Below are 24195 nucleotides of genomic sequence, written 5' to 3'. Positions count from 1 at the left end.
GAATGAGACCCGCCGCCACCCGACTTGACTTCCGTCACCCCACAAAATGATAATCATTTGCGTGTTAGAGACTCTTAAACGCCTTCGCGCGTTGAAACGCCAGACCCCGCCGTCCGCCCGCATCCCCGCGCGCAGCTCCGGGCGCGCCCCAAGAAGGCCCCTTCCGAGGGTCCTGGCGACCGCCGTCGGGCTGACCCTGCTGGTAAGCGCCTGCGGCGCGCCGGCCGGGTCTGGCCGGTCCGGGGATGACGACAGTCAGCAGGCGGCCAGCGGCCCCAAGGTGATGGCGTCCTTCTACCCGTTGCAGTGGCTGACCCAGCAGATCGCCGGGGACCAGATTAGCGTTGGGAGCCTCACGCCAAAGGGCGCGGAGCCGCATGACTCGGAGCTTGAGCTGTCCCAGGTCTCGGCCCTTGGCCAGGCCGACCTTCTGGTCACGCTGGGCGGTTTCCAGGCAGCGGTGGATGAGGCGATCACCTCCAACCCGCCCAAGGCGGTCTTGGACGCGGCGGACGTGGTCCAAATCCTGGACGGCGATCCGCATTTCTGGCTGGACCCGACCCTGATGGCGGAACTGACCGGCCCCATCGGCGAAGCCTTGGCCCAGGCCGACCCGGAAGGCGCCCAGGGGTACGAGGAGCGCGCCAACGCCACAGCCGACCAGCTCAAGGCGCTTGACGAGGAGCTGGCCGAAGGCCTCACGGGCTTCGCGGGCGCCACGCTGGTCACCACCCATGCCGCTTTCAACTACTTCGCCAACCGCTACGGGCTGGACGCGATCTCGATCTCCGGGGTTGACCCGGAGGCGGAGCCGAGCCCCGCCCGCATTTCCGAGGTCGCCAAACAGTTGGAAGGCCTCAAGGTCAAGACCATCTACTTCGAAGACCAGGCGTCGCCGAAGACCGCCGAGGTCCTAGCCGACCGGCTCGGCATGACCACGGCTGTGCTGAGCCCGCTCGAAAACGACAGCGCCGGCGACTACCTTCAAGTCATGCAATCAAACCTAGGAGCCCTCCAATCGGGACTGGTCGCGCCTTGACCGCCGTCGCCAAAGCCATCGGCGCTGACGTCAACCTGGGAGGCAACCGCATCCTCAGCGACATCAGCCTGACCGTCCAAGAAGGCGAGCGAGTCGGCATTCTGGGCGCGAACGGCTCCGGCAAGTCGACCCTGGTCAAGGCGCTGCTCGGGTTGATCCCCGTCACGGCCGGCCAAGTCGAGGTGCTCGGAAGGCCGCCGGGGCGCACCCTGACCTGGCGCAAGCTGGCCTATGTGCCCCAGTCCTCCCAGGTCGGGTCCGGCGTTCCGACCTCGCCAATGGAGGTGGTCCGGGCCGGGATGCTGACGGGTTGGCGACCTTGGCCGCCTCGCGGCTCGAAGGTCCGCGCCGCCGCCGCGCTGAACGCGGTGGGACTGCCAAACGCCACCAAGCGGGCCGTCGCCCAGCTCTCGGGCGGCCAGCGGCACCGAGTGCTCCTGGCCCGCGCCCTGGTAAGGGATCCCGAGCTCTTGATCATGGACGAACCGCTGGCCGGAGTCGACTCGGCCTCAGCGGAGCAACTGGTGGCGGCGCTCGAGGCCCGCGCCGGCCTGACCTGCCTGGTGGTGCTCCACGACTTGGGGCCCTTCGAGCGCTACCTCCAGCGCGGGATTGTCCTGAGCCACGGCCGGGTGGTGGCGGACGGCCCGCTTGGCGAGGTCTTGCCGACCGATCATCACCACCATCATGAGGAGCCCCGGCCGCGCCGGTCCCGAACCCCGGAACTCAAGGTTGGGCCGTGACCGGCTACCTGGAGTACTGGGCCGACATGCTTGCGGACCCGCTGGTGCAACGCGCCCTGCTGGTCGCGGTGCTGGTGGGCGGCGCCGCGCCGGTGGTGGGCACCTATCTGGTTCAGCGTCGGCTGGCGCTGTTGGGCGACGGCATTGGCCATGTGGCGCTGACCGGGGTCGCCCTGGGCTGGCTGATCGGGGCGGGCATGGATCTCGCGCCGGGCGCCCTGGCCGTCCCCGGAGCCGTGGTCGCGGCCGTGGTTGGCGCCATTGTGATCGAACTGGTCAGGGCCTCCGGCCGGACCTCCGGCGACCTGGCTCTGGCGCTCATGTTTTACGGCGGGATTGCCGGCGGCGCGGCCCTGATCAAGGTGGCGGGCGGCACCTCCGCGACGCTGGTGGCTTACCTCTTCGGGTCGCTTTCGACCCTGTCCACCGGCGATGTCGCGACCGCCGTCGTCTTGGCCGCCGTCATCCTGGTGGTGGGGCTGGCGGCGCGTTGGTCGCTGTTCGCGGTCGCCGCGGACGAGGATTTCGCCAAGGCCTCCGGCCTGCCGACCGCCTGGTGGAACATAGTCACCGCCGCGCTGGCCGCGCTGACCGTCACGGTCGCCATGCGGGTAGTGGGATTGCTCCTGGTCAGCGCGTTGATGATTGTGCCCGTCGCCATCACGCAGCTCTGGGCGCGGTCGTTCTGGCGCACCATGGGCCTAGCTGCCGTGATCGGCGCGGCCACCGGCGCGGGGGGCCTGGTCGCGTCGTATTGGTACGACTTGCCTCCAGGTGCGACAATCGTCGTGTTGGCCATTGTGGTCTACGCCCTGGCAGCAATCGCCCGGCCCGTCCTGGAGAGAGTGAGGAGCGCCCAAGAATGACCGCCATCAGACGCACGTCCAAGGCCCGCGTCGCCGTGCTGGACGCCTTGCGCCAAGCTGGCGCGTTCCGGTCTGCCCAGGCGCTGCATCACGAGCTCCGCGCGGCGGGCCACCCGATGGGGCTGGCCACCGTCTACCGCAATCTTCAAATCCTGGCCGAGCACGGCCTGGTGGACCAAGTTCGGGTCGAAGGCGCCGAGGCCCTTTACCGCGTTTGCGCCGAGGGCGGCCACCACCATCACGTCATCTGCCGTTCCTGCGGACGCTCAGCCGCCGTCACAGGCCCAGATTTCGAGGTTTGGGCCGACAAGGTCGCGGCCGCGGCCGGCTACGCGGACGTGCGCCATTCGCTCGAGATCAGCGGCATTTGCCAGGCCTGCGCCGCCCAGGCGCCCAGAGCCGGCGCCCCCACCGTGGGTCAGGCCGCCCCGTAGCGCCGGTCCCGTTCCCCATATTGCACGATGCCGTCCCACAGGTCCCGCCGGTCAACGTCCGGCCACAGCTTGTCGGCGAAGACCAGTTCGGCGTAGGCGCTCTGCCAGAGCAGGAAGTTGGACAGGCGCGCTTCCCCGCTGGTCCGCCAGAACAGGTCCACCGGCGGCGTTGACATGCGCTCCGAAATGGCTTCTTCGGTGATTTCGGCACCCTCGGCGGCCCGGCGCCTGGCCGCCGCCGCGATTTCCGCCCGTCCGCCGGAGTTGACGCACAGCGTCAGAGTCAGCCCCGTGTTGGCCTGGGTTTGGGCTTCCGCCTCCTCGAGTTCCTTGACAACTGAGGGCCAAAGCCGGCGCCGTTCGCCGGACCAACGCACGCGCACGTTCCAGGAGTCAAACAGGTCGCGCCTTGACCGCAGCACGCGGCGCGAATAGCCCATCAGGAACCGCACTTCGGCGGGTGAGCGGCGCCAGTTCTCAGTGGAGAAGGCGTAGACGCTGAGCCAGCCGACCCCGATCTCGATCGCCCCAGCCACAACCTCCACCAGCGCCTCTTCCCCGGCCCGGTGGCCTTCGGTGCGGGGCAGCCCACGCTGAGAAGCCCAGCGGCCGTTCCCGTCCATCACGACGGCGACGTGGGGGGGAACCCGACCGGGCGGCATCGGCGGCGGTTTGGCTCCCGACGGATGGGCTGGCAGCGCGACTGGCACGGTTCGACCCTACCAACGCCGGGCGGGCGGATCGCTATAGTTGCCCGAGTGACGCGCCTCCCCCGGGCAATTGCCTCAGCCGTGGCCGCGGCGGCGCTCGGGCTGGCGCTCGGTTGCGCGGCGGAACCCGCGCCACCTGACGCGCCAAACCCCAGCCGGTTGTCGCTGGCAAATCACAAGTCGGCTCCGCCCGACTTGGCCGGCGCGCTGGCGGCCGACCCGGCTGCGGCCATCCCGCTGCTCTGGCTGCCTGGTTACACCAAGCCCGCGGCCACGCCCGACGGCGGCCGGACCCGGTCCTTGGCGGATGGCGGAGGCGAGCTGACTTGGCGGGTGCTCGGCGCCGGCGAGGCCGGCGCTCCTGTCTCCTGGGGCGGCCGCGACGACTACACCGACGTGCCCGGCGTCCTCACTTTCCGGGGCAACCACTACCGCGACGCCCCGGCCTACGGCCAGGCCGCCGTCACCGCCAAGAAGCTGCAAATCGAGTGGACCCACCCGATCACCTCGGTCGAGTCCTACGATTCCGTGTGGCCCGGCGCCGGTTGGACCGGACAGCCGCTGTTGGTCGCCTGGCCGGCCGAAACCCGCGCCGCCATGGGCTTCGACGAGCCGTTCGCCTCCAATGACGGCTTTGTCGAGGTGCTCTACCCGGTCTTCGGGGGCGTGATCCATCGGCTGGACCTCGCGACCGGAGCGGTCACCAAACCGGCGATCGAGGGTTCGTGCCCGTTCAAGGGCACCGGTTCAATCGATCCGCGCGGCTACCCGCTCCTTTACGCCGGGCAGGGGCTGCCGGACCGGAACGGGGTCGAATGCCCCTGGCGCTTCCGCGTCTTTGACCTGATCAAAGGCGAGGAGGTGGCGGGCTGGCCCGGCTCCGACCCGGACGCTTTCCGCGCGGGTTGGGGTGCCTTCGACCCCTCGGCGCTGGTCCACGGCGAAAGCGACCACTTGGTCGAAGCGGGCGAGAACGGCCTTGTCTACAAGGTCAAACTGGGCGCGAGCTTCGACCCCGCAGCGGGGACGGTGACCGTCAGCCCGGAGCTCACCAAACTGCGTTACCACGCCTCGGTTTCGTCCCGCCAGGGACTGGAGGGTTCGGTCGCCGCCTACCGCAACCTGCTCTTCACGCAGGACAACGACGGCGTTCTGGCCGCCTGGGACGCCGCCTCCCTGACCAATGTGTGGGCCCGGCAGGTCGGGGATGACGCGGACGCCACCATTGTGGTCGAACCGATTCCAGGCCGGGTCGGAGCCTATCTCTACGTCGGCAACGAGGTGGACCACCGGGGCCGGGACGCGAGCGCCAACCTCCGCAAGATCGACGCCCTGACCGGCGAGGTGGTCTGGCAGCACGACGTGCCGGTCGTCTATGACGAGGTCACCAACGGCGGGCTGATGGCCACCCCGCTCCTGGGCGCCGGCCAAGCCGCCGGACTGGTCATTTTCAATGTGGCCAAGACCGTGGGCGGCGGGGGCGCGCTGCTGGCGCTGGACACCGCCACGGGAGCGGTCAGGTGGCAGCGCCACCTGCTCAACTACTCGTGGTCCTCGCCCGTGGGGGTCATGTCGACGGACGGCCTCCAGTACGGCATCCTGTGCGACTCAGCGGGCGTGATGCGCCTGTTCGACCCGCTGACCGGCGAAGACTTCGACACGCTCGCGTTGGGCGGCAACACCGAGGCCTCCCCCGCCGTCTACGGCGACATGATCGTGGTCGCCAACTACTCGCTCAAGATCTACGGCGTCCGAATCACCTGACCACGGGAGCCCAAGGTCCCCCTCGGGACGGCAGGAGTCGGCCTTCAAGCGTTCGCCAACACAAGCGCAACGCCCTCGCGAACAAGCTCGCTGAGGCTCCGGCCGGTGCGCTCGGCCAGCGCTTCAAGGGCGGCGTATTCATCTGCGGAGACCCGCCCACGAACAACCGGCGAGCGTCCCTCGCCAGGCCCTAGGCGCGGCCGACCGCGCCTCGCGGCCTTGACCGCATCATCCAAAGTGTCCGTGTCGGTGGCCCACATGAGCAGCGCCCTGCCCCGATTCGCGGCCTCCTGGCCAGTCAACACCTTTTCCGGGGCAGGCAATTCGCCCCGTTCGGCTTTGTCTGCAAGGCCCTCGTAATACTCGTCGTCTCTCAAGTTCATCCCTCATCCGTTGGCCATAGATGTCGGTAGTTGTCGGTCAAGTCTGAGAAGTGGAACACCACCACGGTCCTCGGCTGCCGGATCTCCGCAATGAGTTCGACCCGTCGAGCCGACCCATCATGTGGATATCCAACAAACACGACGGTCGCCTGGCCGCCGACCGAGCCCAAGTCGCCAGTCGCCAGCGCGTTGCTCATGACGTACAGCGCCTGATCGAATTCGAAGCCGTGCCGATACGCGCTGGGCGTCAACTCCACTGGAGCCATGGGTGCCCTCCCTCCTTCCATTATGGTAGCACCAAAAGCTGCTCCGTTGACTGTCGCGGCGTGCGTGACGTGGTCGTGTGCCGCTCACGGTTTGCGTGCCAGGACCGCCGCGCTGGGGTCACCCAGGCAAGGCCTGGGTCGCCTGGCCCCGGTCGACTAGGCGCAGTGAGCGGACCGCGCGCTCCATGTGGAATTCGGAGAACGTCCTGACCAAAGCAGCGGCCTCAGCGGCCGCCGCCGGCGGCGCGGGCGCGACCGCCGCCCAGTCGCCCTCCAGAAGCGCGCCCAGGAGCACCACCGTGGCCGGGGCGGGCGCCTGCGCGCCCGGCGGCCGGCAGTCCTGGCAGACCATGCCCCCCGCCTGCGCCGAAAAGGCCCGGTGGGGGCCCGCCGCGCCGCATTGGGCGCAGCCGGAAAGGGAGGGCGCGTAGCCGGACAAGGCCAAAGCCCGCAGGAGGTACGAGTCGACCACCGCGCCCGGGCTCGGCGGCGTCGGCCCCGGAACGTCAGCCGCCGCGCCGGCGGCATCCTGTGCCGAGCAGCGCGCCAAGGCCGCCACCGCGCCCAGAGTCAGTCGAAACAGAGCCCGTGCCGGCAGGTGCTCAATCGGGCTGAGCTTGTCCGCCGTCTCGACGACCGCGTTCGCGGCGGTGAAGGCGGGATAGTCAGAGGCTATCCGCCCGCCGTAGGCCGCGACGGTGACCGCCTGCGTGATCGTGTCAAGCGAGCGGCCCTCGTACAGTTGCAGGTCCACATGCATGAACGGCTCCAGGCGAGCGCCGAACCGGGAGGTGGTCCGGCGGACCGATTTGGCCACGGCCCGCACCTTCCCATGGTCGCGGGTCAGCAGCGTGATAATGCGGTCGGCCTCGGCCAATTTGTGAGTGCGCAGCACAAGCGCCGCGTCTCGAAAGGTGGCCATGGCCACAATTGTCCCAGTCGGCCGCGCGGTGTTCACCTACGGTGCCGTAGGGTGCCTGTAAACTCGCCGTCGTGGATACCATCGCGATGCCGGCGAGCGTCGAAGTTGATCCCAATCTCAGCATCATCGACCTTTTCCTCCGCCGGCTGGAACAAGACCCCGAAGACACCCTGATCGAAGTCCAGCAACCGGACGGCAGTTGGTCCCCGATCACCGCCCGCCAGTTCGACCAGGACGTGGTCGAGGTGGCGAAGGGCCTGGTCGCCCTTGGCGTGGCGGTCGGCGACAAGATCGCCATCATGTCCCGCACCTCTTATGACTGGGCGGTGTTGGACTACGCGATCTGGACGGCGGGCGCCGTGTCGGTGCCCATCTACGAGACCAGTTCGGTGGAGCAGGCGCAGTGGATTTGCTCGGACGCGGGCGTCAGCGGCGCGTTCGCCGAAACCCCCGCCCACGGCCTAATCCTCGAAGCGGTCCGGGGCCAGGACCCCACGCTGCGCCAGGTCTGGCAGCTGAACCAGGGCGCGATCGCGGCCCTCAAAGAAGTCGGGGCGGGCGTGCCGGACGCGGACATAAACCAGCGGCGCCTCGGGATTGTGGGCCAAGACCTGGCCACCATCATCTACACGTCCGGCACCACGGGCCGCCCCAAGGGGACGGAACTGACGCACGGGCACTTTGTGCGCCTGACCGACAACACCCAGTTCGACCAGTCGGAGACGTCGGTGGTGGACGTGATCGCCAAGCAGGGCTGCCGGACGCTGCTGTTCCTGCCGCTGGCCCACGTCTTCGCCCGGTTCCTCCAGGTGGTGGCGATCTCCTCGAAGACAGTGATCGGGCATTGCCCGGACGTGAAAAACCTGGTCCCGGCGCTCGGCTCCTTCAAGCCGACTTTCCTGCTGGCGGTGCCCAGGGTGTTGGAGAAGGTCTACAACGCGGCCGAACAGAAGGCCGGCTCCGGCCTCAAGCTGAAGATTTTCCGCTGGTCCGCCAAGGTCGCGATCGTCTACTCGCGAGCACTGGACACCAAGCGCGGGGCGTCGTGGTGGCTGAAACGCCAGCATTCCATAGCCGACAAGCTGGTCTACAGCTCGATCCGCGAGGCGATCGGCGGGCACACCAAGTACGCGGTCAGCGGCGGCGCGCCGCTGGGCGAACGCCTGGGCCACTTCTACCGAGGGATCGGCCTGACGGTGCTGGAGGGCTACGGCCTGACCGAGACCACGGCCCCGATCGCGGTCAACCGGCCGAGCCGGCAAAAGATCGGGTCGGTCGGCCTCCCCTTCCCCGGCTGCGCCGCCCGGATCGCCGAGGACGGCGAGATCCTGCTCCAAGGCGTCAACGTGTTCGACCAGTACCACAAGAACCCCGAGGCGACGGCGGAGGCCTTGCGCGACGGCTGGTTCCACACCGGCGACATGGGCTACCTCGACAAGGACAAGTACCTGTTCATCACCGGACGCAAGAAGGAGTTGCTGGTAACCGCGGGCGGCAAGAACGTCGCCCCGGCTCTGCTCGAGGACCGGCTGCGCGGCCATCCCCTGGTCTCCCAGGTGGTGGTTGTGGGCGACGGCCGGCCGTTCGTAGGCGCGCTCATCACTTTGGACGAGGAGATGCTGCCCGGCTGGCTGGCCAACCACGGCAAGGCGCCGATGCCGCTCGCGGACGCCCGCACCGACCCCGACGTTTGGGCGTCGCTTGAGCGGGCGGTCCAGCGCACCAATGAGGCCGTCTCGCGAGCGGAGTCGATCCGCAAGTTCGTGGTCTTGGAGGGTGATTTCACCGAGTTGAACGGCTATCTGACCCCGTCCCTCAAAGTCAAGCGCGACAAGGTGCTGCGCGATTTCGCCGCCCAGATCGACCAGCTTTACGGCGCGAACGGCAAGAACGGCGGCTCTGTCCCGGCCGTCTGACCCCAGGCCGGGTCCGCTACAGTGGTCCCCATGCGCAAACGACCCCTGACCGCCCTGGTCTGCCTCGCCCTCGCCACCACTTTGAGCGCTTGCGGCAGCGGCGGCGGCGAAGAGACCAAGACCAGCGAGCCGCAAGTGGACGACGGCACCGTGGTGGTCCGCGACCCGGCAGAGCTGGCCCAATTGGATGAAGAGTTGCCCACCGGCGACAAGCCCGAAGACGGCTGGATTTCAGCGCCCTGGGGCAATGTGGCCAAGCCCGCCCCGGACAGCCAGGAGCTCCAGATCTACTATGTGGACGGCGACACGGTGTGCTACGGCCACGCCGGCTTCACATTGGAGGAGTCGGATTCGAAAGTGACTGTGGGCGTCTACGTCCTCAAGGTGCCGGACGCCGGCGACTGCCCCTCGGATCCCGCGAGGGCGTTCAAATGGGGCACGGTCAAACTGGCCAAGCCGTTGGGCGACCGCGAACTGGTGCATGCCGCCTTGGAGGATCCGTACATCAACTTCGAGTGGGACGAGGTCCCCCAGCCGGGCGGCCAACAAGAGCAGGCGCCTGAAGACGCCGGCGCGGAGTCCTCCGAGGAGCCGCAATGATCACCGCCGTCGTCATGATCACCACCGAGGCCCAGCTAATCCCGGAGGCAGCCCAGGCCATCGCCAACATCCCGGGAATCGCCGAGGTCTACTCGGTCACGGGCGAGGTCAACCTGATCGCCATCGCCAAGGTCCGCCGCCATGAGGACCTGGCCGGGGTGATCGCGGAAAGGGTCTCCAAGACCGCCGGGGTTGTCTCCACCCAGACTTTCATCGCCTTCCAGACCTATTCGGCCCGCGACTTGGACCAGGCCTACGACCTGGGACTGGGCGACTGAGAAGCCTCGACCCAGCGGTCCAGCACGCGGGCGGCGGCGCCAGAGTCGACTGCCTCGGCCGCCAGGTCCATGCCCGAGCGCAGGCGGCGCGCCAACGGCCCGTCGGTCAGGCCCGCGCGCTCGCCAGCGGCGACCAGCCCGGCGGCGGCGTTCAGCAGCACCGTGTCGCGGATCGGCCCCGGCTGCCCCTCTAAGACTTGCCGCGCGACGGCGGCGTTGGCGGCGGCGTCCGCGCCCCGGAGGTCCGCCAACGTGATCTGCGCCAGCCCCAGCTCGGCCACCGGGTCCAGAACGCTCGCCTCCACCCGGCCGCCCCGCGCCTCCCACAGCTGGATCGGCCCGGTCGCGGCCATCTCGTCGAGCCCGTCCGCCAGGCCCCGGAAGACCAGCGCTGTTCCGCCCCTGGCCGCCAACACGCCCGCCATCAGCGGGGCCATGGCCTCATCGGTGCAGCCGATCGCGGAGGCCCGCGGCTTGGCCGGGTTCGTCAAGGGGCCCAGGAAGTTGAACACCGTCGCCACGCCCAGCTCCCGGCGGGCGACCGCCGCGTGCCGCATGGACGGGTGAAAAGCCTGGGCGAACAAGAACGCCACGCCCACCTGGTCGAAGACCTCGCGGATGCGCTCCGCCGACATGGCCAGGTTGACGCCCAGTGCCTCCAGCACGTCCGCCGAACCGGATTTCGACGATGCCGCTCGGTTGCCGTGCTTGACCACCCGCGCCCCGGCGCCGGCTATGACGAGCGCCGCCATGGTCGAGATGTTGACCGTGAAGGCCCTGTCCCCTCCGGTGCCGACAATGTCGACGGCGTCTGTCGGCAGGTCGATTGGCCGGGCGTGCTCCAGCATGGAGGCGGCCAGCCCGGACAACTCGTCCACGGTCTCGCCTTTGGCGCGAAGGGCCACCAGCAGCCCGGCCAACTGGACGGGGGAAGCGTTGCCGGACATGACCTCGTCCATGGCCCAGGCGGCATCGGCGGTTGAAAGGTGGCGGCCCCGCAACAGGGTGGAGATAAGCCCGGGCCAAGTCACCTCGGGGCGGTTGTCGGTCACTGGTCTGGGCTCGCGGTCTAGGCCTGCGGCACGCCCACCAGGTCCGCAACCGTGGTGGTCAACTCGAGGGGGTCGATCGGCTGCAACAGCGCGGCGTCCGCGCCGGACCAGGCGCCCAGCCAGGCGTCCTGCTGGCGGGCGAGCAGCAGCAGCACCGTGGGCTGCCAATCGAGTTCGCTCCGCATCTGCCGGGTCAGGCCCACGCCCCCCAGCTTGTTGGTCTCGTTGTCCATCACGATCAGGTCGAAGGTGCCCTCCTGGCACAGGATCATGGCCACCTCGTGGGTCGCCGCCTCCGTCCACTGGATTGGCCGGTTGTCGGCGCCAAGCGTGTCGCCCAAGTTGTCTTGGACCTCGTGGCGGACCCGCGCGTTGTCGCTGTAGAGAAGGATGCGAACGGCGTTGGAGGGGTTGGATTGGACTTCGCCCGATGCGGGGACACTTACAGTCATGCGCTAAATGTTACCGGGCGGCGGCCGACTAGTGATCTAATGAAGATGCCATAACACACACCCAAACCGAACGAAAGAGGACCAATGGCTCTTTATGTCTTGCCCGAGCTTCCTTACGACTACTCCGCCCTCGAGCCGCACATCTCCGGCCGCATCATGGAACTTCACCACGACAAGCACCACGCCGCGTACGTGGCCGGGCTCAACACGGCTTTGGAGCAACTTGAGGCCGCCCGCGAGTCCGGCAACTTCGCCGTCCTGCCGAAGTTGGAGAAGGACCTGGCGTTCAACCTGGCCGGCCATGTCAACCACTCGGTGTTCTGGAAGAACCTGAGCCCCGAGGCGCCGCTGACGCCAGACGGCGACCTGGCGGACGCGATCGCCGACCAGTTCGGCGCCTTCGACGCCTTCAAGGCCCAGTTCTCCGCCGCCGCCACATCCATCCAGGGCTCCGGCTGGGCCATGCTCACCTGGGAGCCGCTGGCGGGCCAACTGCTGGTCAACCAGGTCTACGACCATCAAGCCAACCTGTCCGCCGGTCTGGTCCCGCTGCTGGTCCTCGACATGTGGGAGCACGCCTTCTACCTGGACTACCTGAACGTCAAGGCGGACTACGTCGCCGCGTTCTGGAACATTGTCAACTGGTACGACGTGGCGGCGCGCTTCGCCCGCGCCAAGTCCGGCACCGCCGGCCTGATCTAGGACGGTTGCCAAAAGGCCGGCGTCAGCGGGTGGCCCAGAACGCCACCGCGGAGGCGGCCGCCACGTTCAGCGAGTCCACCCCCGCCGCCATGGGGATCGAGACCACCGAGTCCGCCAACTCCAGGGCGTGGGCCGTCAGGCCGTCGCCCTCAGTCCCAAGGAGCAAAGCCAGGCGGGCTGGGAGGCGGGCGGCGAACTGGTCGAGGGGCACGGCATCGGCGGCGGGGGCCAACGCGGCCACATGCCAGCCGTCGCGCTTGAGCGTGTCCAAAGCCGCCGGCCAGGGCGCGATCCGGGTCCAGGGGACCTGGAACACGGTGCCCATGGAGACGCGCACCGACCGGCGGTAGAGCGGATCGGCGCTGCGGGGCGTCGCCAAGACCGCGTCCACGCCCAGGCCTGCGGCGGACCGGAAGATGGCGCCCAGGTTGGTGTGGTCCACCACGTCCTCGACCACGCAAATCCGGCGCGCGCCGGCCACCAGGTCCAGCCAGGCCGGCAAGGCCGGGCGGCGCATCGCCGCGACCGCGCCCCTGTGCACATGGAAGCCTGTGACCTGGTGCAACACGTCATCCGGGCCCACGTAGACGGGGACCGCCGGGTCCAGGCGGCTCAGGATGCCGTCCAGGGCGTCGACCCATTTTGGCGTCATGAGCAGCGAGTACGGCTCCAGGCACGCGTCCAGCGCGCGCCCGATCACGTAGGCGGACTCGGCCATGAACAGGCCCCGCTCCGGCTCGAGGCGTTTCCTCAAAGTCACGTCGGTGAGGTGACGGTACATTTCCAGCCGCGGGTCTTCCGGGCCGGCCACTGGCACAAGCACCGGCCCAGGGTACCGCGCGGGGCTTTGGCCCACGCCGAGATGCTGGCCAGGCGGCCCAGCGGGTCGCCGCCGCCATGTGCGAAGATTGGGAAAACCATCGTTTGGGCAGGCCAAGGAGGATCACTATGTCCGGCAAGATAGCCTTCGGCGTGGATGTTGGCGGCTCCGGCGTGAAAGGCGCGCCGGTCGACCTCGACACCGGCGAGTTGACGGAGGATCGCTTCAAGATCCCCACGCCCCAGCCGGCCACGCCCCAGGCGGTGGTAGGCGTGATCGCCGAGTTGCTGGACCACTTCGACTTGGATCAATCCGTCCCGGTCGGGGTGTCCTTCCCCAGTCCCATCCTTGGCGGCGTGGTCCCGTGGATGTCCAACCTGGACCAGTCCTGGGTTGGCGTCAACCTGGCCGAGGCGGTCCGCCAGGGCACCGGGCGTGGCGCCACCGTGGTCAACGACGCGGACGCCGCCGGCTACGCGGAGGTCGCCTTCGGCGCCGCCAAGGACCACCCCGGCACCGTCGCCGTCATGACGCTGGGCACCGGCATTGGAGTCGCCCTGATCACGGCGGGAAAGCTGTGGCCCAACGCCGAACTGGGGCACATCAAGATCAACGGGAAGGACGCGGAAAAGTGGGCGGCGGCGTCCGCCAAGGAGCGCGAGGGTTTGACCTACGCCAAATGGGCCCGCCGGCTGCAACGCTACTTCACCGAGATCGACCGCCTGCTCTGGCCCGATTTGATCGTGGTGGGCGGCGGCATCTCCCGCAAGCACGACAAGTTCCTGCCGCTGCTCCACATCCGGCCGAAGATTGTGCCGGCGGCTTTGCGCAACACCGCCGGCATTGTCGGCGCGGCGGTCTTGGCCTGGCAAGACGCGGCCAGCGCCCGTGCGGCGGCCACCCCGGCTCTGCGCGCCACGCCGACCGCCTCGGACTAGGAACCGCGCGGCGGCACCCCGCCGATGGGTGGATGAGCCGGCCTGTAAGCCGGGTTCTGTCATTCAAGACGGCCATCCATCTAGGGCCCGCGTTGCCGCGGGCCTCAAGCGGCCTACCCGGCGGCTTGGGCGAGCAGCCCTCAAGCGCCGCCTGTCTGGCCTTGCTCCGGGCGGGGTTTGCCGAGCCGCCCAGGTCGCCCTGGGCGCTGGTGGTCTCTTACACCGCCGTTTCACCCTTACCGCCGCCCCAAAGGCGGCGGCGGTCTGTTTTCTGTGGCACTTTCCCGCGGGTCGCCCCGGGTGGGTGTTGCCCACCGCCCTGCTCTGCGGAGCCCGGACTTTCCTCGGCGGGGTCTCCCCCGACGCGGCCGTCCAGCCGGCTCATCCAAGGCACTACCCTACCGGGCGGCGGTCCGGTTGGTGCAGACCACCTCGGTCTTGCCCAGTTCCCACAGGCGCACAATGTTGATCGAGGCGGGCGCGACCCTAAAGCCGAACCAGGCCTCGGGTGGGGCGCCCAGGGCCGCCCCGAGCGCGGCCCGCACCGCGACCGCGTGCGAGGTGATCACCACCGTGCCGCCCAAATTGGCTTGCGCCACCCGTTCCAGGGCCGCCTTGACCCGAATGCCCACCTGGCGGCGTGACTCGCCGCCGCTCGGCGTGTAGTCCGGGTCGGCCGCCCACCGGTCCACCCCGCCCGGCCAGCGCGCCTCCACCTGGGACTTCGTCAAGCCGTCCCAATCGCCGAACTCCTCCTCCACGAATCCGGGGTCCACCTGGACCGTCAGCCCGAAGGCCGCCGCCAGCGGCTCCGCCGTCTCCAACGCCCGCCGGGTCGGCGAGGAGGCCAGCGCCGAGGGCCGCTCCAGACCGAACCACGGCACCTGCAGCATTCGCTCCAACTCCTCCTGGGCGGCTTGCGCCTGCAGCCGCCCCGCCGCGGACAGGGCCGGCCCCGGCACCAGGCCGCCCGCGAACACGTCCCGGTCCGTGTCGACCGACATGCCGTGGCGGATCAGGATCACAGTGGTGATGGGCCCGAACGTTCCCGGATGCCGCTGCGCGCCGGAGCTGACCGCCTGCGCCAACCGCACTGCGCCGGCCAAGGACAACGCCGCCGATGCCGTCTCCCCGCCCGCTCTCTTCTCCCCCGGTTCGCTCGCCTCGCCGCCGGGCGACCGCTCGATCACGCCGCGCGAGTCCATCGCCTCGTTGGCGAGCAAGTCGGCCGCCTGGTTGTGGGCGCGCGGGACCCACTTGAAGGTCACCGTCCTGTCGCCGATCACCTGGCGGGCCTTCGCCGCCAGCTTCGCCAGGTCGGCGTTCTTGATCTTCCAGACCCCCGCCATCTGGGAGACCACCAGTTTGGAGTCCATCCGCACTTCGAGCGCGGCCGCCGGTTCAACCGCGACGGCCGCCTCCAACCCGGCGATCAGCCCCGAGTACTCCGCCACGTTGTTCGTCACCGCGTCACCCAAGTACGCGGCCCTTTCGGCCAGCACGCGACCGCTGGCCGACTCGCGGACCAGGGCACCGAACGCCGCCACCCCCGGATTCCCGCGCGAACCGCCGTCCGCCTCGATGATCAGCTTCACAGGCCGGAGTCCTCGCCCCTCACCAGAATCCGGCCGCACTCTTCGCAGCGGGCGACCTCGTCCGCCGCCAGGGCGCGGATCGCGGCCAAGTCGGAGGTGTTCACGTCCATGCCGCAACCCTCGCACCGCCGCCGCGTCAGCGCCGCCGCCCCGACCCCGCCCAACCGCTCGCGCAAGCGCTCGTAGAGTTTGAGCAGGCCTTCGTCCAGCCCCTGCGCGGCGGCGGCCCGCTCGGCCTGCTCCGCGGCGGCGGCCTGGTCAATCTGGGCCAATTCGCCCTCCAGCCGCCCGCGCAATTCGGCCCCCCGCGCGCCCAGCCGCTTCAGGGTCTCTTCCAGGCCCGAGACGACCCGCTGGGCCTCCTCGAGCCGCTCCATGACTTCAAGCGCCTCTTCCTCCAGGCGGTCGCGCCGACGTTCCAGCAGTTCGATGTCCTGTTGCAGCGTCACCAGTTCGCGGGATTGCCCGCCCCCGGACTCCAGACGCTCGCGGTCGCGCCGGTGCCGGGCGGCCACTTTCGAAAGCTCGTCCTCCACGCGGGTCAGCTCGCGCCGGATGTCGCCGGCTTTGGCCTTGGCGATTTCCAGTTCCTCGCCCGCGAGTTGCTCCTCGTCCTGCGCCAGGGCCAATTCGCCCCGGGTCGGCAGGTTGGCGCGCTTGTGCGCCAGTTGATGCAGTTGGGTGTCGTGCGCTTGCACAACCAATAGTCGTTGTTGATCAGCGGATGGGGCTTTCAAGCGTCTGTCCTTTCCACACGGGCCGTCCAGGGATCGGCCACCTCGGGATTCACCCAGGTCACAACCCTATCGCCCGCAGCCGCCAGCCTCTCCTCGAGTTGCCGCGCCGCTCGCGCCAGCCACCCCCATTCGGAGGCCGCATGCGACACGTCCAGCAGGTACGGCCGCCCGTGACCTGCGAATTCGGCTTGCTCGCGGGCTTCCAGGGCCGGATGGTGCCGGAGGTCGGCCGTGACGTACACGTCCACTCCGGCCGCCCGGACGGCATCGAACAGCGAATCGCCCGCTCCCCCGACCACCGCCGCCGTGGCGACCATGGCGTCCACCGGCCCGGCGATCCGCACCCCGTGGCGGTTGGGGGGCAGGGAGGCGGCCAGGCGCGCCGCGAGTTCCCCCAACGCCGCCGGGCCGGGCAACGACCCGACGCGTCCGATGCCGACCGCCGGGTCGGCCGCGTCCGGCACCAGCGGCCGGGTTCGTTCCAGGCCCAGACCGCCAGCCAGGGCGTCCGCGACGCCCCCGGCGGCCGCGTCCGCGTTGGTGTGGGCGGTGTAAAGGGCGCAGCCGGCCTTGATCAGCGAATGCACAATCGCGCCCTTGAAGGTCGTGGCCGCGACCGAGTTGACCGGCCGCAGCAGCAGCGGATGGTGGACCACAAACAGGTCAGCGCCCCAGTCGATCGCCTGGCGGACCGACCGCAGGGTCGGGTCGACCGCGAAGGCGACCCGCGCGACCGGCGCCTCCGGTTCGCCGCAGACCAGACCGATCCGGTCCCACTCCTCTTTCAGCGAGGGCGGGTAGAGGTCGTCCAGGACGCGCACGGCGCCGGCCAGGGTGGCAGTCATCCTTCTAGCTTAGGGACCCGCCCCCGGCCCGGATCGCCGCCGGGTGGCGCCAAGACCCGTCAGCTCAGCAGGCTCCGGTCCGCCATCTGGCCCTTGACGGAGGTGAAGCGCTCCATCAAGTCGGCCACAGTGGTGCGCCGCTTCTGGGCGGCGTTCAATTCGAGGATGATCTCGCCCTCGTGCATCATCAAGAGGCGGTTTCCGACCCGCAAAGCCTGGGCCATGTTGTGGGTGACCATCAAGGCGGTCAGGTTGGACTCCGCCACAACCTTCACGGTCAGCTCGGTGACCAGTTCGGCGCGGGCCGGGTCCAGCGCGGCGGTGTGCTCGTCCAGCAGCAGCAGGCGGGGCTCCGTGAAAGAGGCCATCAGCAACGACAAGGCCTGGCGCTGCCCGCCGGAGAGCATGCCGACCCTGGTCTTGAGGCGATTCTCCAGGCCTAGCCCCAGCACCTCCAGCTCCTCGCGGAACATGGCCCGGCGTTTCGGGCCCACGCCCATTCCCAGCCCCCGGCGGGAGCCTCGCGTCAGGGCGATTGCCATGTTCTGTTCGATCGTCAGGTGCGGCGCCGTCCCCGCCTGCGGGTCCTGGAAGACCCGCGCCAACAGCGAGGCCCGTCGGTAGGCCGGCAGCTTGGTCACGTCGTGGCCGTCGATCAAGACGCTGCCGCCGTCCGTGGGCAGCGAGCCGGCGATCACGTTCAGCAGGGTCGACTTGCCGGCGCCGTTTGAGCCGATCACGGTGGCGAAATCGCCTTCCGCCAGTTCCAGCGAGACGTGGCGCAACGCCCGGCGCTCGTTCGCCGTGCCCGCGAAGAAGGTTTTCGACACCCCGGTCAGATTGAGCATGGCTCACACCTCCCCGTCCTGGTCGTGGCGGCGGCGCCGCAATCCCGGCCGGGCGCCCGCCTCCTCGCGGTCGCCTTCCATAAGGTCGCCCTGGTCTAAGAACGGATCCGGGTCGACCGGCGTTGGCCCCTCGGCCGGTTCCGCGCCCAGTTCCGGGGCGGTCAGCGGCTCCGGCACCACGGGCGACTTGAAAGGAGAGAGCTTGTTCATCAGGCCGCGCACAGTCTCGCTTTGCGAGATCACCAGGGCGATCACCACCAATACCGCCGAGATCAGCTTCATGTCCCCCGCCTCGGCGATCTCCCAGTAGATCGCGTAATAGAGCACCAGTCTGTAGACCACCGAGCCAACCACCACGCCCAGCACCGCGAGGGCCATGTAGCGGGTGCCGAGTATGGCGTTGCCCACGATCACAGAGGCCAACCCGACCAGGATCAGCCCGATCCCCATCTGCACGTCCGCGTAGCCCTGGAATTGCGCGTAAATCGCGCCGGACAGCCCCACCAAGCCGTTCGAGATCATCAGGGTCACGATCTTGGTCCAGTCGGTGGAGATCCCGCCCGCCAGGGCCATCTGCGGGTTGTCGCCGGTGGCCTGCGTGGCCAGCCCGAAGTTGGTGGCCAGGAACCAGACGATCCCGGCCGTGAACGCCAGCGCCACCGCGGTCAAAATGGTCGCGGTTTGCCAGGAGGACATCAGCTTGGCCTGTTTGAGCGGTGTGAAGACGGTCTCAATCAACTGGCCGCTGCGCATGTTCAGCCCGACGTTCGGACCGCCCATGATCCTCAAGTTGATCGAATACAGGCCGATCATGGTCAAGATCGAGGCCAGCAGCGGATCGATCCTGAGCTTGGTGTGCAGCAAGGCGGTGATCAGGCCGGCCACCGCGCCGACGGCGAACCCGGCGGCCGTCGCCAGGTAGGGGTTGCAGCCGTTGTAGATCAGGATCGCGGCCGTGCCGGCGCCCGTGGTGAACGAACCGTCAACGGTCAGGTCCGCGAAGTTGAGGATTCGGTAGGTCAGGAAGACGCCCAGCGCCAGCAGGGAGAAGATAAGGCCTTGTTCGACGGCTGCTAGCAACGGCGGCTTCCTTGACTTCTGGGATGGCTAAGAGGATGTGAAATCACTGCGGACACAGCCTAACCGGCCCCGCCGCGCCTGGTAAACCGCCCAAAGGGGCGGCTGCCCGGCGCGCCGGGGCCGGTTTTCGCAAGAGACTGCCGGCGGGCGAAGGCCGCCGGCGGTCCGGCGGTCAGCTCGTGGTGACCTGTGTGGCGTCCGCCAACACCGACTCGGGGATGGTGACGCCGTACTGCTCCGCCGCCTCCGGGTTCGCCACGATCTGGGTGTCGGTGACCTGCAGCGGCGCGATCGAACCCGGATCGGCCCCGTTGACCAGGATCTCGTAAGCCTGCTCGGCCGTCCGCTTGCCCAGTTCGTAGTAGTCGATTCCGCGGGTGGCCAAGCCGCCCCGTTCCACCGACGCCGCGTCGGCCACGAACACCGGGATCTTGTTCTCCTGGCCGAACGCGACCACTTGCTCAATCCCCTCCACCACGGTGTTGTCGGTGCCCACGTAGATCGCATCCACGTCGGCCAGAGCCTGCACGCCGGCGGTCAGCTCCGAGGCGTTGGTGATGCCGGACTCCTTCACCTCGATCCCGAGGGCTTCCGCCTCAGCCTGCAGCATGTTGAGTTGGACCACCGAGTTCTTCTCACCCAACGAGTAGAGGTAGCCGATGGTCTTGACCTTGTCCACACCCAGGATCTCCTGAATCAACGCGGCCGGGTAACCCTCCGGGTTCAGGTCGGAGGTGCCGGTGACGTTTGTGCCGGAAGGCTCCCAGGAGGGTACCAGGCCCGCGTCAACCGGGTCCGTCACGCCCGCGAACAGCACCGGCCGGTCGCCAACCTGGTTCACAACCGCCTGGGCTGAGGGCGTCGCGACCGCCAAGATCAAGTCGAAGGACGCGTCGGCGGCGTACTTGCCCGCGATCGTGGCGGTGTTGTTCGGATCGCCCTGGGCGTCATCGTACGTGTACTCGACTTGGACGTTCTTCTCCGCCAAGCCGTCCTTGAAACCCTGCGTGATCAGGTCGAGCGAGGGGTGCGCCAAGTACTGCGTGATGGCGATCTTGTAAGCCTCGGCGCCTTGCGCGCCGGCGTCCGCCGAACGCCCGGCGTCCGGAGTCTTCGAGCCGCCGCCGGCCGGCTCGTTGGTGCCGCAGCCGGTCAATGCCACCGCGGCGGCCGCGACGACGGCCAGGGCTGCTATACGAGAGCGTGTTTTCACTAGTCCGTTTACCTCTCCAAAAGGGGGCGAAGCCGGGCAACACTGGATGCTGCACGGGCATTACCCCGGCAGTTTACCCGAATCTCACCCTATGGACAGATCGGTTCGACTAATGGACAGTGGCCGGATTGCTGCCGACCCGTGACGCGTCCCGGATGGCGTTGATTCGCTCCATCTGGTCGGGCCGCAGTTCGAAGTCGTCAATGGCGAGGTTCTCCGCCAGCCGGGCGGGCTTCGACGTCTTGGGGAACGCGACAATCCCAAGCTGGATCAGCCAGCGCAAAACCACCTGGGCCGCGCTCTTGCCCGTCTCGCCGGCGACGGCGCGGATGGTGTCGTTCCCCAGGTCCGCGCCCCGCCCCAACGGGCTCCAAGCCTCCGTCACAATGCCCAGGTCGGCGTCCACGGAGCGCAGGTCGCGCTGCTGGTAGAGCGGATGCAACTCGATCTGGTTGACCGCGGGCACCACGCCCGTCGCGTCGATGACGGCCGCCAGGTCCTCGGAGCGGAAGTTGGACACGCCGATCGACCGGGCCCGGCCGGTCGCGGCGATGTCAATCAGCGCCTGCCACGCCTCCACCATCAGCCCGTTCGCCGGCACGGGCCAGTGGATCAGGTAGAGGTCCACATAGTCCAGACCCAGCAAACCGAGCGAATGGTCGAAAGCCGCCAACGCGGCACGGTGCCCGTGCTGGTCGTTCCAAAGCTTGGTTGTGACGAAAACCTCCTCGCGCGGGACCCCGGAACGTCTGAGCCCCTCCCCCACCTCGGCCTCGTTGCCGTAGAGCGCGGCCGTGTCGACATGCCGGTAGCCCAGCTGAAGGGCCTGCTCAACGGTCGCGGCCGTCAGCGACGGCTCCAACTTGTAGGTGCCGACCCCAAGAGCCGGGATGCCATGGCCCGAATTGAGCCGGAAGGTGGGAATCGCCATGGGTTCACCATAAACCCGGTCAGTACTGCGGGAAGGCGTGGACCTGGAACATCTCCTTGACGAACGGTTGGACCGTGTTCTGGCGGTTCCAGTCGCGCTGAAGTTCGCACAGCAACTGCACCACGGACGTCAGGTGCGCCCCGGCGTGCTCAATGCGCCGCAGCGCTGTGTTGTGGGAGGTCAACGAGGTGCCCGCAATAGCGTCCACCACCGGATAGACCTCGAAACCCTCCGCGAGCGCGTCGACCGTTGGGAAAGTGACGCACGCCTCCGTCCACAGTCCCGCAATGACCAGCTTCTTGCGGCCGGTCGCGTGGACCGCCTCGTTGAACTGTTGGTCCTCCCAGGAGTTGATTGAGGTGCGGTCATACGTGGTGACGCCTTGGAGCACCGAGGCGAGGCGTGGAATGGTCGGCTGCTCGCGGCCGGAGGAGACGTTGACCGTGCTCAAAATGATCGGCAGGCCGTAGATGACGCCGGTGCGCGCCAGCTCCACCACTTTCTCGATGATCTGCTCTTGCGGATGGGACTGCAGCGACTCAAGCTGCGTCGGCTGATAGTCGATGATCAGCAGGGCGGCGTTCGATGGGCTGAGCAAAGGATCCTTGGCCGGGTCGCGCGGCGGGTAGCTAGTCATGCCAACAGAGGCTAGGCCGGCGCCCAACCGGCGCGCGGCGTCCGCCCCCGACTGCTCACAGGGCGGACGCCAGCCGACTTTCAGGCCTTCATGGACCCCGTCTCCAAGAAGCGGACGTGCCAACCTAGCGCGGTCTTCAGGTCGTGCGGGGTGTGCTGCGAGTTGGCGACCCGCTGGGCGCGCTCGAAGTACTCCTCCAGCGCAGGCTTGAAGTCGGGGTGCGCGCATTTGTCGATCACCACGCGGGCGCGTTTGCGCGGCGCCAGGCCGCGCAGGTCCGCCAGGCCTTGTTCCGTGATGATGACCTGCACGTCATGCTCGGTGTGGTCCACGTGGGAAACCATGGGCACAATGCAGGAGATGGCGCCGCCCTTCGCCACGGACGGCGTCACGAACGAAGAGATGTAGGCGTTGCGCGTGAAGTCGCCGGAGCCGCCCAGTCCGTTCTGCATACGCGAGCCCATGATGTGCGTGGAGTTGACGTTGCCGTAGATGTCTGCCTCGATCAGGCCGTTGCAGGCGATCACACCCAACCGTCGGATTACCTCCGGGTTGTTGGACACGTCCTGCGGGCGCAGGATGATCTTCTGCGAGTATTCGGCGGCGCCGTCGTTGAGCTTTTCGGCGTATTCCGGGCTGAGCGAGAAGGCGGTGGCCGACGCGACGGTCATCTTGCCGGAATCCAGCAAGTCCACCATCCCGTCCTGGATCACCTCGGTGTAGGAGGTGATCGCGTCGAAGGGCCCGTCGAGCAGCCCGGCCAACACCGCGTTGGCTATGTTGCCCACCCCGGATTGCAGCGGCAGCAGGTTCTTCGGCAGGCGCCCGATCTGGACCTCGTGCTGGAGGAAGTCCAGCAGGTGCCCGGCGATCAGCTTCGATTGGTCGTCCAACGGTTTGAACGGCGAGTTGCGGTCCGGCGCCTCGGTTTCCACCACCGCGACCACTTTCTCCGGGTCGATCCTGAGGGTCTTTTGGCCAATCCGGTCGCCAGCCGCGACAATCGGGATGGGGACGCGGTCCGGCGGCAGCGCGGGCTGGTAATACACGTCGTGCATGCCGTAGAGGTCCAGCGACTGCCAGTGGTTGACCTCCAGGATCACCTGACGCGCCGTTTCGATCCACAGCAGGTTGTTGCCCAGCGAGGAGGACGGGATCAGGTCGCCGTCCTCAGTGATCGCCGTGATCTCGATCACCGCCGTGTCGAGTTTGCCCAGGAAGCCCGATGCCGTCAGCGGACCCGACAGCCCCAAGTGGATGTCGCAGTAGTCCGTCACGCCCTCGTTGATCTTGCCGCGCAGCACGGGGTCCGATTGGTAGGGCATCCGCCAGGCGATCCCGTCCGCCTCCGCCAGGACCCCGTCCAGTTCGGGCGCCGTCGAGGCGCCCGTGAACACGCCGATCTTGAACGGCTGTCCGTCCGCGTGCAGTTGTTGAATCCGGGCAGCCAACGCCTGTGGCACCGCCTTCGGGTAGCCCGAGCCGGTGAATCCCGAGAATCCGACGTTGCTGCCGTCCTCGATGAAGGTCGCGGCTTGATCGGCGGTCATGACCTTGCTGGCGAACTGCGCGTTCCTGATTCGGCTCATCCTTGCTCCTGGTTCGTGAGATTCTTCCTCAGCGCGGCCTTCGAGTGAACCGCCTGCCATCTATCTTAATAGGTCTTTAGACCTGATCGCCCACCCAAAGCCTGTGATCAGCGCCACACTTGCGCCTGGCCCCCGGTTGTTTCCCGGCCGTCTCGCCGCCAGTCTCACAGCCTGGGGTCGGTCGGCTCCGACTCGAGGGCCAGCACGGCGAACACTGCCTCATGGCGCCGCCACAGCGGGTCGCCTGCGACCAGGCGGTCGATCGCCTCCAGCCCCAGCGCGTACTCCCTCAGCGCCAGCGACCGCTTCAGGCCGAGTTGGCGTTGCCTGAGGTCCCCAAGCCGGTCCAGGTAGTCCGGGCCGTAGGTCATGCGCAGGTAGTCGCGGCCGCGGACCTTCAGCCCCGGCTGGACCAACCGCTGGCCCTGTTTGACCGGCCCCGCCGCCGGTTTGACCACCATGCCCTCTCCCCCGGCCCGTGTCAGGTCCTCCCACCATTGGACCCCGCGCCGGCGGTCGGCCTGGTCCCCCGGGTTGAGCGCCAGCCACCGCGTTGGCCGGATCAGGGCCTGGTCGGCGGCGGCCAGCCGCTCAGCCACGGCCATGTGCCACTCGTGGCCCCGGCCGTAGAGGGCCTGTCCGCTGGCGGCGAGCAGTTGGAAAGGCGCGATTTGCACGCCCTCCAAACCGTTCGTCGGCCAGGCGTACCGGTCCACGGTCTGGCTGTAGGCCGCGGCGTTGGCTTGGCGGCGCCGCACCCGCTCCAGGTGTTCGGCCACGTCCAGCCCGCGCCCGGCCGCCGCCTCGAGCGCGGCCTCCGCCGCCCGGTACATCG

The 24195-nt window shown here is 68.5% G+C and carries 27 protein-coding genes and 1 other RNA gene; 10 read left to right on the top strand and 18 right to left on the bottom strand.

All coding sequences use genetic code 11. The annotated features are described in order from the left end of the window. The first annotated feature begins 61 nt into the window (after window positions 1-61). Genes LBC97_07950 through LBC97_07935 form a run of 4 tightly spaced genes read left to right on the top strand, consistent with a single transcriptional unit; the run spans window position 62 to window position 3082 of the window. Window positions 62-1039 carry a metal ABC transporter substrate-binding protein gene (locus LBC97_07950; GenBank protein ID MDR2565979.1) on the top strand — a complete coding sequence of 326 codons (978 nt, stop codon included), beginning with the start codon at window positions 62-64 and terminating at the stop codon, window positions 1037-1039. Next, on the top strand, window positions 1036-1782 hold the full coding sequence (locus tag LBC97_07945; GenBank protein MDR2565978.1) for an ATP-binding cassette domain-containing protein: 747 nt from the start codon (window positions 1036-1038) through the stop codon (window positions 1780-1782). Before LBC97_07950 ends, LBC97_07945 begins: the two co-directional genes overlap by 4 nt. After that, window positions 1779-2648, top strand: coding sequence for a metal ABC transporter permease (locus tag LBC97_07940; protein MDR2565977.1), 870 nt, complete (start codon window positions 1779-1781; stop codon window positions 2646-2648). Before LBC97_07945 ends, LBC97_07940 begins: the two co-directional genes overlap by 4 nt. Beyond that, window positions 2645-3082, top strand: a complete 438-nt coding sequence (locus tag LBC97_07935) for a transcriptional repressor (GenBank protein ID MDR2565976.1) — start codon at window positions 2645-2647, stop codon at window positions 3080-3082. Before LBC97_07940 ends, LBC97_07935 begins: the two co-directional genes overlap by 4 nt. Here LBC97_07935 and uppS read toward each other — a convergent pair. Continuing rightward, window positions 3067-3792 (bottom strand): di-trans,poly-cis-decaprenylcistransferase, encoded by a 726-nt coding sequence (uppS, locus tag LBC97_07930; protein ID MDR2565975.1) that lies wholly within the window; start codon window positions 3790-3792, stop codon window positions 3067-3069. The two genes, LBC97_07935 and uppS, sit on opposite strands and share 16 nt — an antisense overlap. A 48-nt stretch (window positions 3793-3840) precedes the next feature. Between uppS and LBC97_07925 the strand changes: the two genes are divergently transcribed. Continuing rightward, window positions 3841-5556 (top strand): PQQ-like beta-propeller repeat protein, encoded by a 1716-nt coding sequence (locus tag LBC97_07925; protein ID MDR2565974.1) that lies wholly within the window; start codon window positions 3841-3843, stop codon window positions 5554-5556. Between the two features lie 44 nt (window positions 5557-5600). Here LBC97_07925 and LBC97_07920 read toward each other — a convergent pair whose 3' ends face one another. The 3 genes from LBC97_07920 to recO form a co-directional block, all read right to left on the bottom strand. Then, complete coding sequence (locus LBC97_07920; GenBank protein MDR2565973.1) at window positions 5601-5939, bottom strand: ribbon-helix-helix protein, CopG family; 339 nt, start codon at window positions 5937-5939, stop codon at window positions 5601-5603. Beyond that, window positions 5936-6205 carry a hypothetical protein gene (locus tag LBC97_07915; GenBank protein ID MDR2565972.1) on the bottom strand — a complete coding sequence of 90 codons (270 nt, stop codon included), beginning with the start codon at window positions 6203-6205 and terminating at the stop codon, window positions 5936-5938. Before LBC97_07915 ends, LBC97_07920 begins: the two co-directional genes overlap by 4 nt. 118 nt (window positions 6206-6323) lie before the next feature. Then, window positions 6324-7127: a DNA repair protein RecO gene (recO, locus tag LBC97_07910; protein ID MDR2565971.1), complete on the bottom strand. Its 804-nt coding sequence runs from the start codon at window positions 7125-7127 to the stop codon at window positions 6324-6326. 71 nt (window positions 7128-7198) lie between these two features. On the opposite strand from recO, the gene LBC97_07905 reads away from it, so the two are divergent. From LBC97_07905 to LBC97_07895, 3 genes are read left to right on the top strand one after another with little or no spacing between them, the layout of a single operon-like run. After that, window positions 7199-9043: a long-chain fatty acid--CoA ligase gene (locus tag LBC97_07905; protein ID MDR2565970.1), complete on the top strand. Its 1845-nt coding sequence runs from the start codon at window positions 7199-7201 to the stop codon at window positions 9041-9043. A gap of 30 nt (window positions 9044-9073) precedes the next feature. Beyond that, entirely contained in the window at window positions 9074-9643 is a 570-nt protein-coding gene (locus tag LBC97_07900; GenBank protein ID MDR2565969.1) for a hypothetical protein, read from the top strand. Then, on the top strand, window positions 9640-9921 hold the full coding sequence (locus LBC97_07895; GenBank protein ID MDR2565968.1) for an Lrp/AsnC ligand binding domain-containing protein: 282 nt from the start codon (window positions 9640-9642) through the stop codon (window positions 9919-9921). The genes LBC97_07900 and LBC97_07895 overlap by 4 nt, the downstream gene beginning before the upstream one ends. On the opposite strand, the gene trpD is transcribed toward LBC97_07895, so the two are convergent. Together trpD and LBC97_07885 are read right to left on the bottom strand one after the other, a co-directional pair. Next, complete coding sequence (trpD, locus tag LBC97_07890; GenBank protein MDR2565967.1) at window positions 9897-10973, bottom strand: anthranilate phosphoribosyltransferase; 1077 nt, start codon at window positions 10971-10973, stop codon at window positions 9897-9899. The genes LBC97_07895 and trpD overlap by 25 nt on opposite strands. Window positions 10974-10990: 17 nt before the next feature. Further along, a complete protein-coding gene (locus LBC97_07885) occupies window positions 10991-11425 on the bottom strand; it encodes a response regulator (GenBank protein ID MDR2565966.1) in 435 nt (144 codons plus the stop codon). Between the two features lie 84 nt (window positions 11426-11509). On the opposite strand from LBC97_07885, the gene LBC97_07880 reads away from it, so the two are divergent. Beyond that, window positions 11510-12127 carry a superoxide dismutase gene (locus tag LBC97_07880; GenBank protein ID MDR2565965.1) on the top strand — a complete coding sequence of 206 codons (618 nt, stop codon included), beginning with the start codon at window positions 11510-11512 and terminating at the stop codon, window positions 12125-12127. Window positions 12128-12149: 22 nt separating this feature from the next. On the opposite strand, the gene LBC97_07875 is transcribed toward LBC97_07880, so the two are convergent. After that, a complete protein-coding gene (locus LBC97_07875) occupies window positions 12150-12908 on the bottom strand; it encodes an RNA methyltransferase (protein ID MDR2565964.1) in 759 nt (252 codons plus the stop codon). Between the two features lie 161 nt (window positions 12909-13069). Here LBC97_07875 and LBC97_07870 point away from each other — a divergent pair, with 161 nt between their 5' ends. Then, a complete protein-coding gene (locus LBC97_07870) occupies window positions 13070-13885 on the top strand; it encodes an ROK family protein (GenBank protein MDR2565963.1) in 816 nt (271 codons plus the stop codon). A gap of 29 nt (window positions 13886-13914) precedes the next feature. On the opposite strand, the gene rnpB is transcribed toward LBC97_07870, so the two are convergent. The 11 genes from rnpB to LBC97_07815 all read right to left on the bottom strand — a co-directional run. Then, window positions 13915-14269, bottom strand: an RNA gene (gene rnpB / locus LBC97_07865) — RNase P RNA component class A. Between the two features lie 14 nt (window positions 14270-14283). Beyond that, window positions 14284-15480: a bifunctional RNase H/acid phosphatase gene (locus LBC97_07860; protein MDR2565962.1), complete on the bottom strand. Its 1197-nt coding sequence runs from the start codon at window positions 15478-15480 to the stop codon at window positions 14284-14286. Then, window positions 15477-16217, bottom strand: coding sequence for a C4-type zinc ribbon domain-containing protein (locus LBC97_07855; protein MDR2565961.1), 741 nt, complete (start codon window positions 16215-16217; stop codon window positions 15477-15479). Before LBC97_07855 ends, LBC97_07860 begins: the two co-directional genes overlap by 4 nt. After that, on the bottom strand, window positions 16214-17062 hold the full coding sequence (locus LBC97_07850) for a Nif3-like dinuclear metal center hexameric protein (GenBank protein MDR2565960.1): 849 nt from the start codon (window positions 17060-17062) through the stop codon (window positions 16214-16216). The genes LBC97_07855 and LBC97_07850 overlap by 4 nt, the downstream gene beginning before the upstream one ends. A 59-nt stretch (window positions 17063-17121) precedes the next feature. Continuing rightward, entirely contained in the window at window positions 17122-17910 is a 789-nt protein-coding gene (locus tag LBC97_07845) for an ABC transporter ATP-binding protein (GenBank protein MDR2565959.1), read from the bottom strand. A gap of 3 nt (window positions 17911-17913) precedes the next feature. Continuing rightward, window positions 17914-18990, bottom strand: a complete 1077-nt coding sequence (locus tag LBC97_07840; GenBank protein ID MDR2565958.1) for an ABC transporter permease — start codon at window positions 18988-18990, stop codon at window positions 17914-17916. Between the two features lie 172 nt (window positions 18991-19162). Continuing rightward, the gene (locus tag LBC97_07835) at window positions 19163-20203 is read right to left on the bottom strand and encodes an ABC transporter substrate-binding protein (protein ID MDR2565957.1); all 1041 of its coding nucleotides are present in this window, start codon (window positions 20201-20203) and stop codon (window positions 19163-19165) included. A gap of 109 nt (window positions 20204-20312) precedes the next feature. Further along, on the bottom strand, window positions 20313-21134 hold the full coding sequence (locus tag LBC97_07830) for an aldo/keto reductase (GenBank protein MDR2565956.1): 822 nt from the start codon (window positions 21132-21134) through the stop codon (window positions 20313-20315). A 19-nt stretch (window positions 21135-21153) separates the two neighbouring features. Next, entirely contained in the window at window positions 21154-21771 is a 618-nt protein-coding gene (locus tag LBC97_07825) for a hydrolase (GenBank protein ID MDR2565955.1), read from the bottom strand. Window positions 21772-21851: 80 nt separating this feature from the next. Beyond that, window positions 21852-23360 (bottom strand): acetyl-CoA hydrolase/transferase family protein, encoded by a 1509-nt coding sequence (locus tag LBC97_07820; protein ID MDR2565954.1) that lies wholly within the window; start codon window positions 23358-23360, stop codon window positions 21852-21854. A gap of 164 nt (window positions 23361-23524) precedes the next feature. After that, window positions 23525-24195 (bottom strand): hypothetical protein (locus LBC97_07815; protein ID MDR2565953.1); only part of this gene is annotated, 671 nt, incomplete at its 5' end.

The sequence above is a fragment of the Bifidobacteriaceae bacterium genome, assembly GCA_031281585.1.
Classification (GTDB): Bacteria; Actinomycetota; Actinomycetes; order Actinomycetales; family WQXJ01; genus JAIRTF01.
This window is presented reverse-complemented; position numbering and strand designations above follow the sequence as displayed.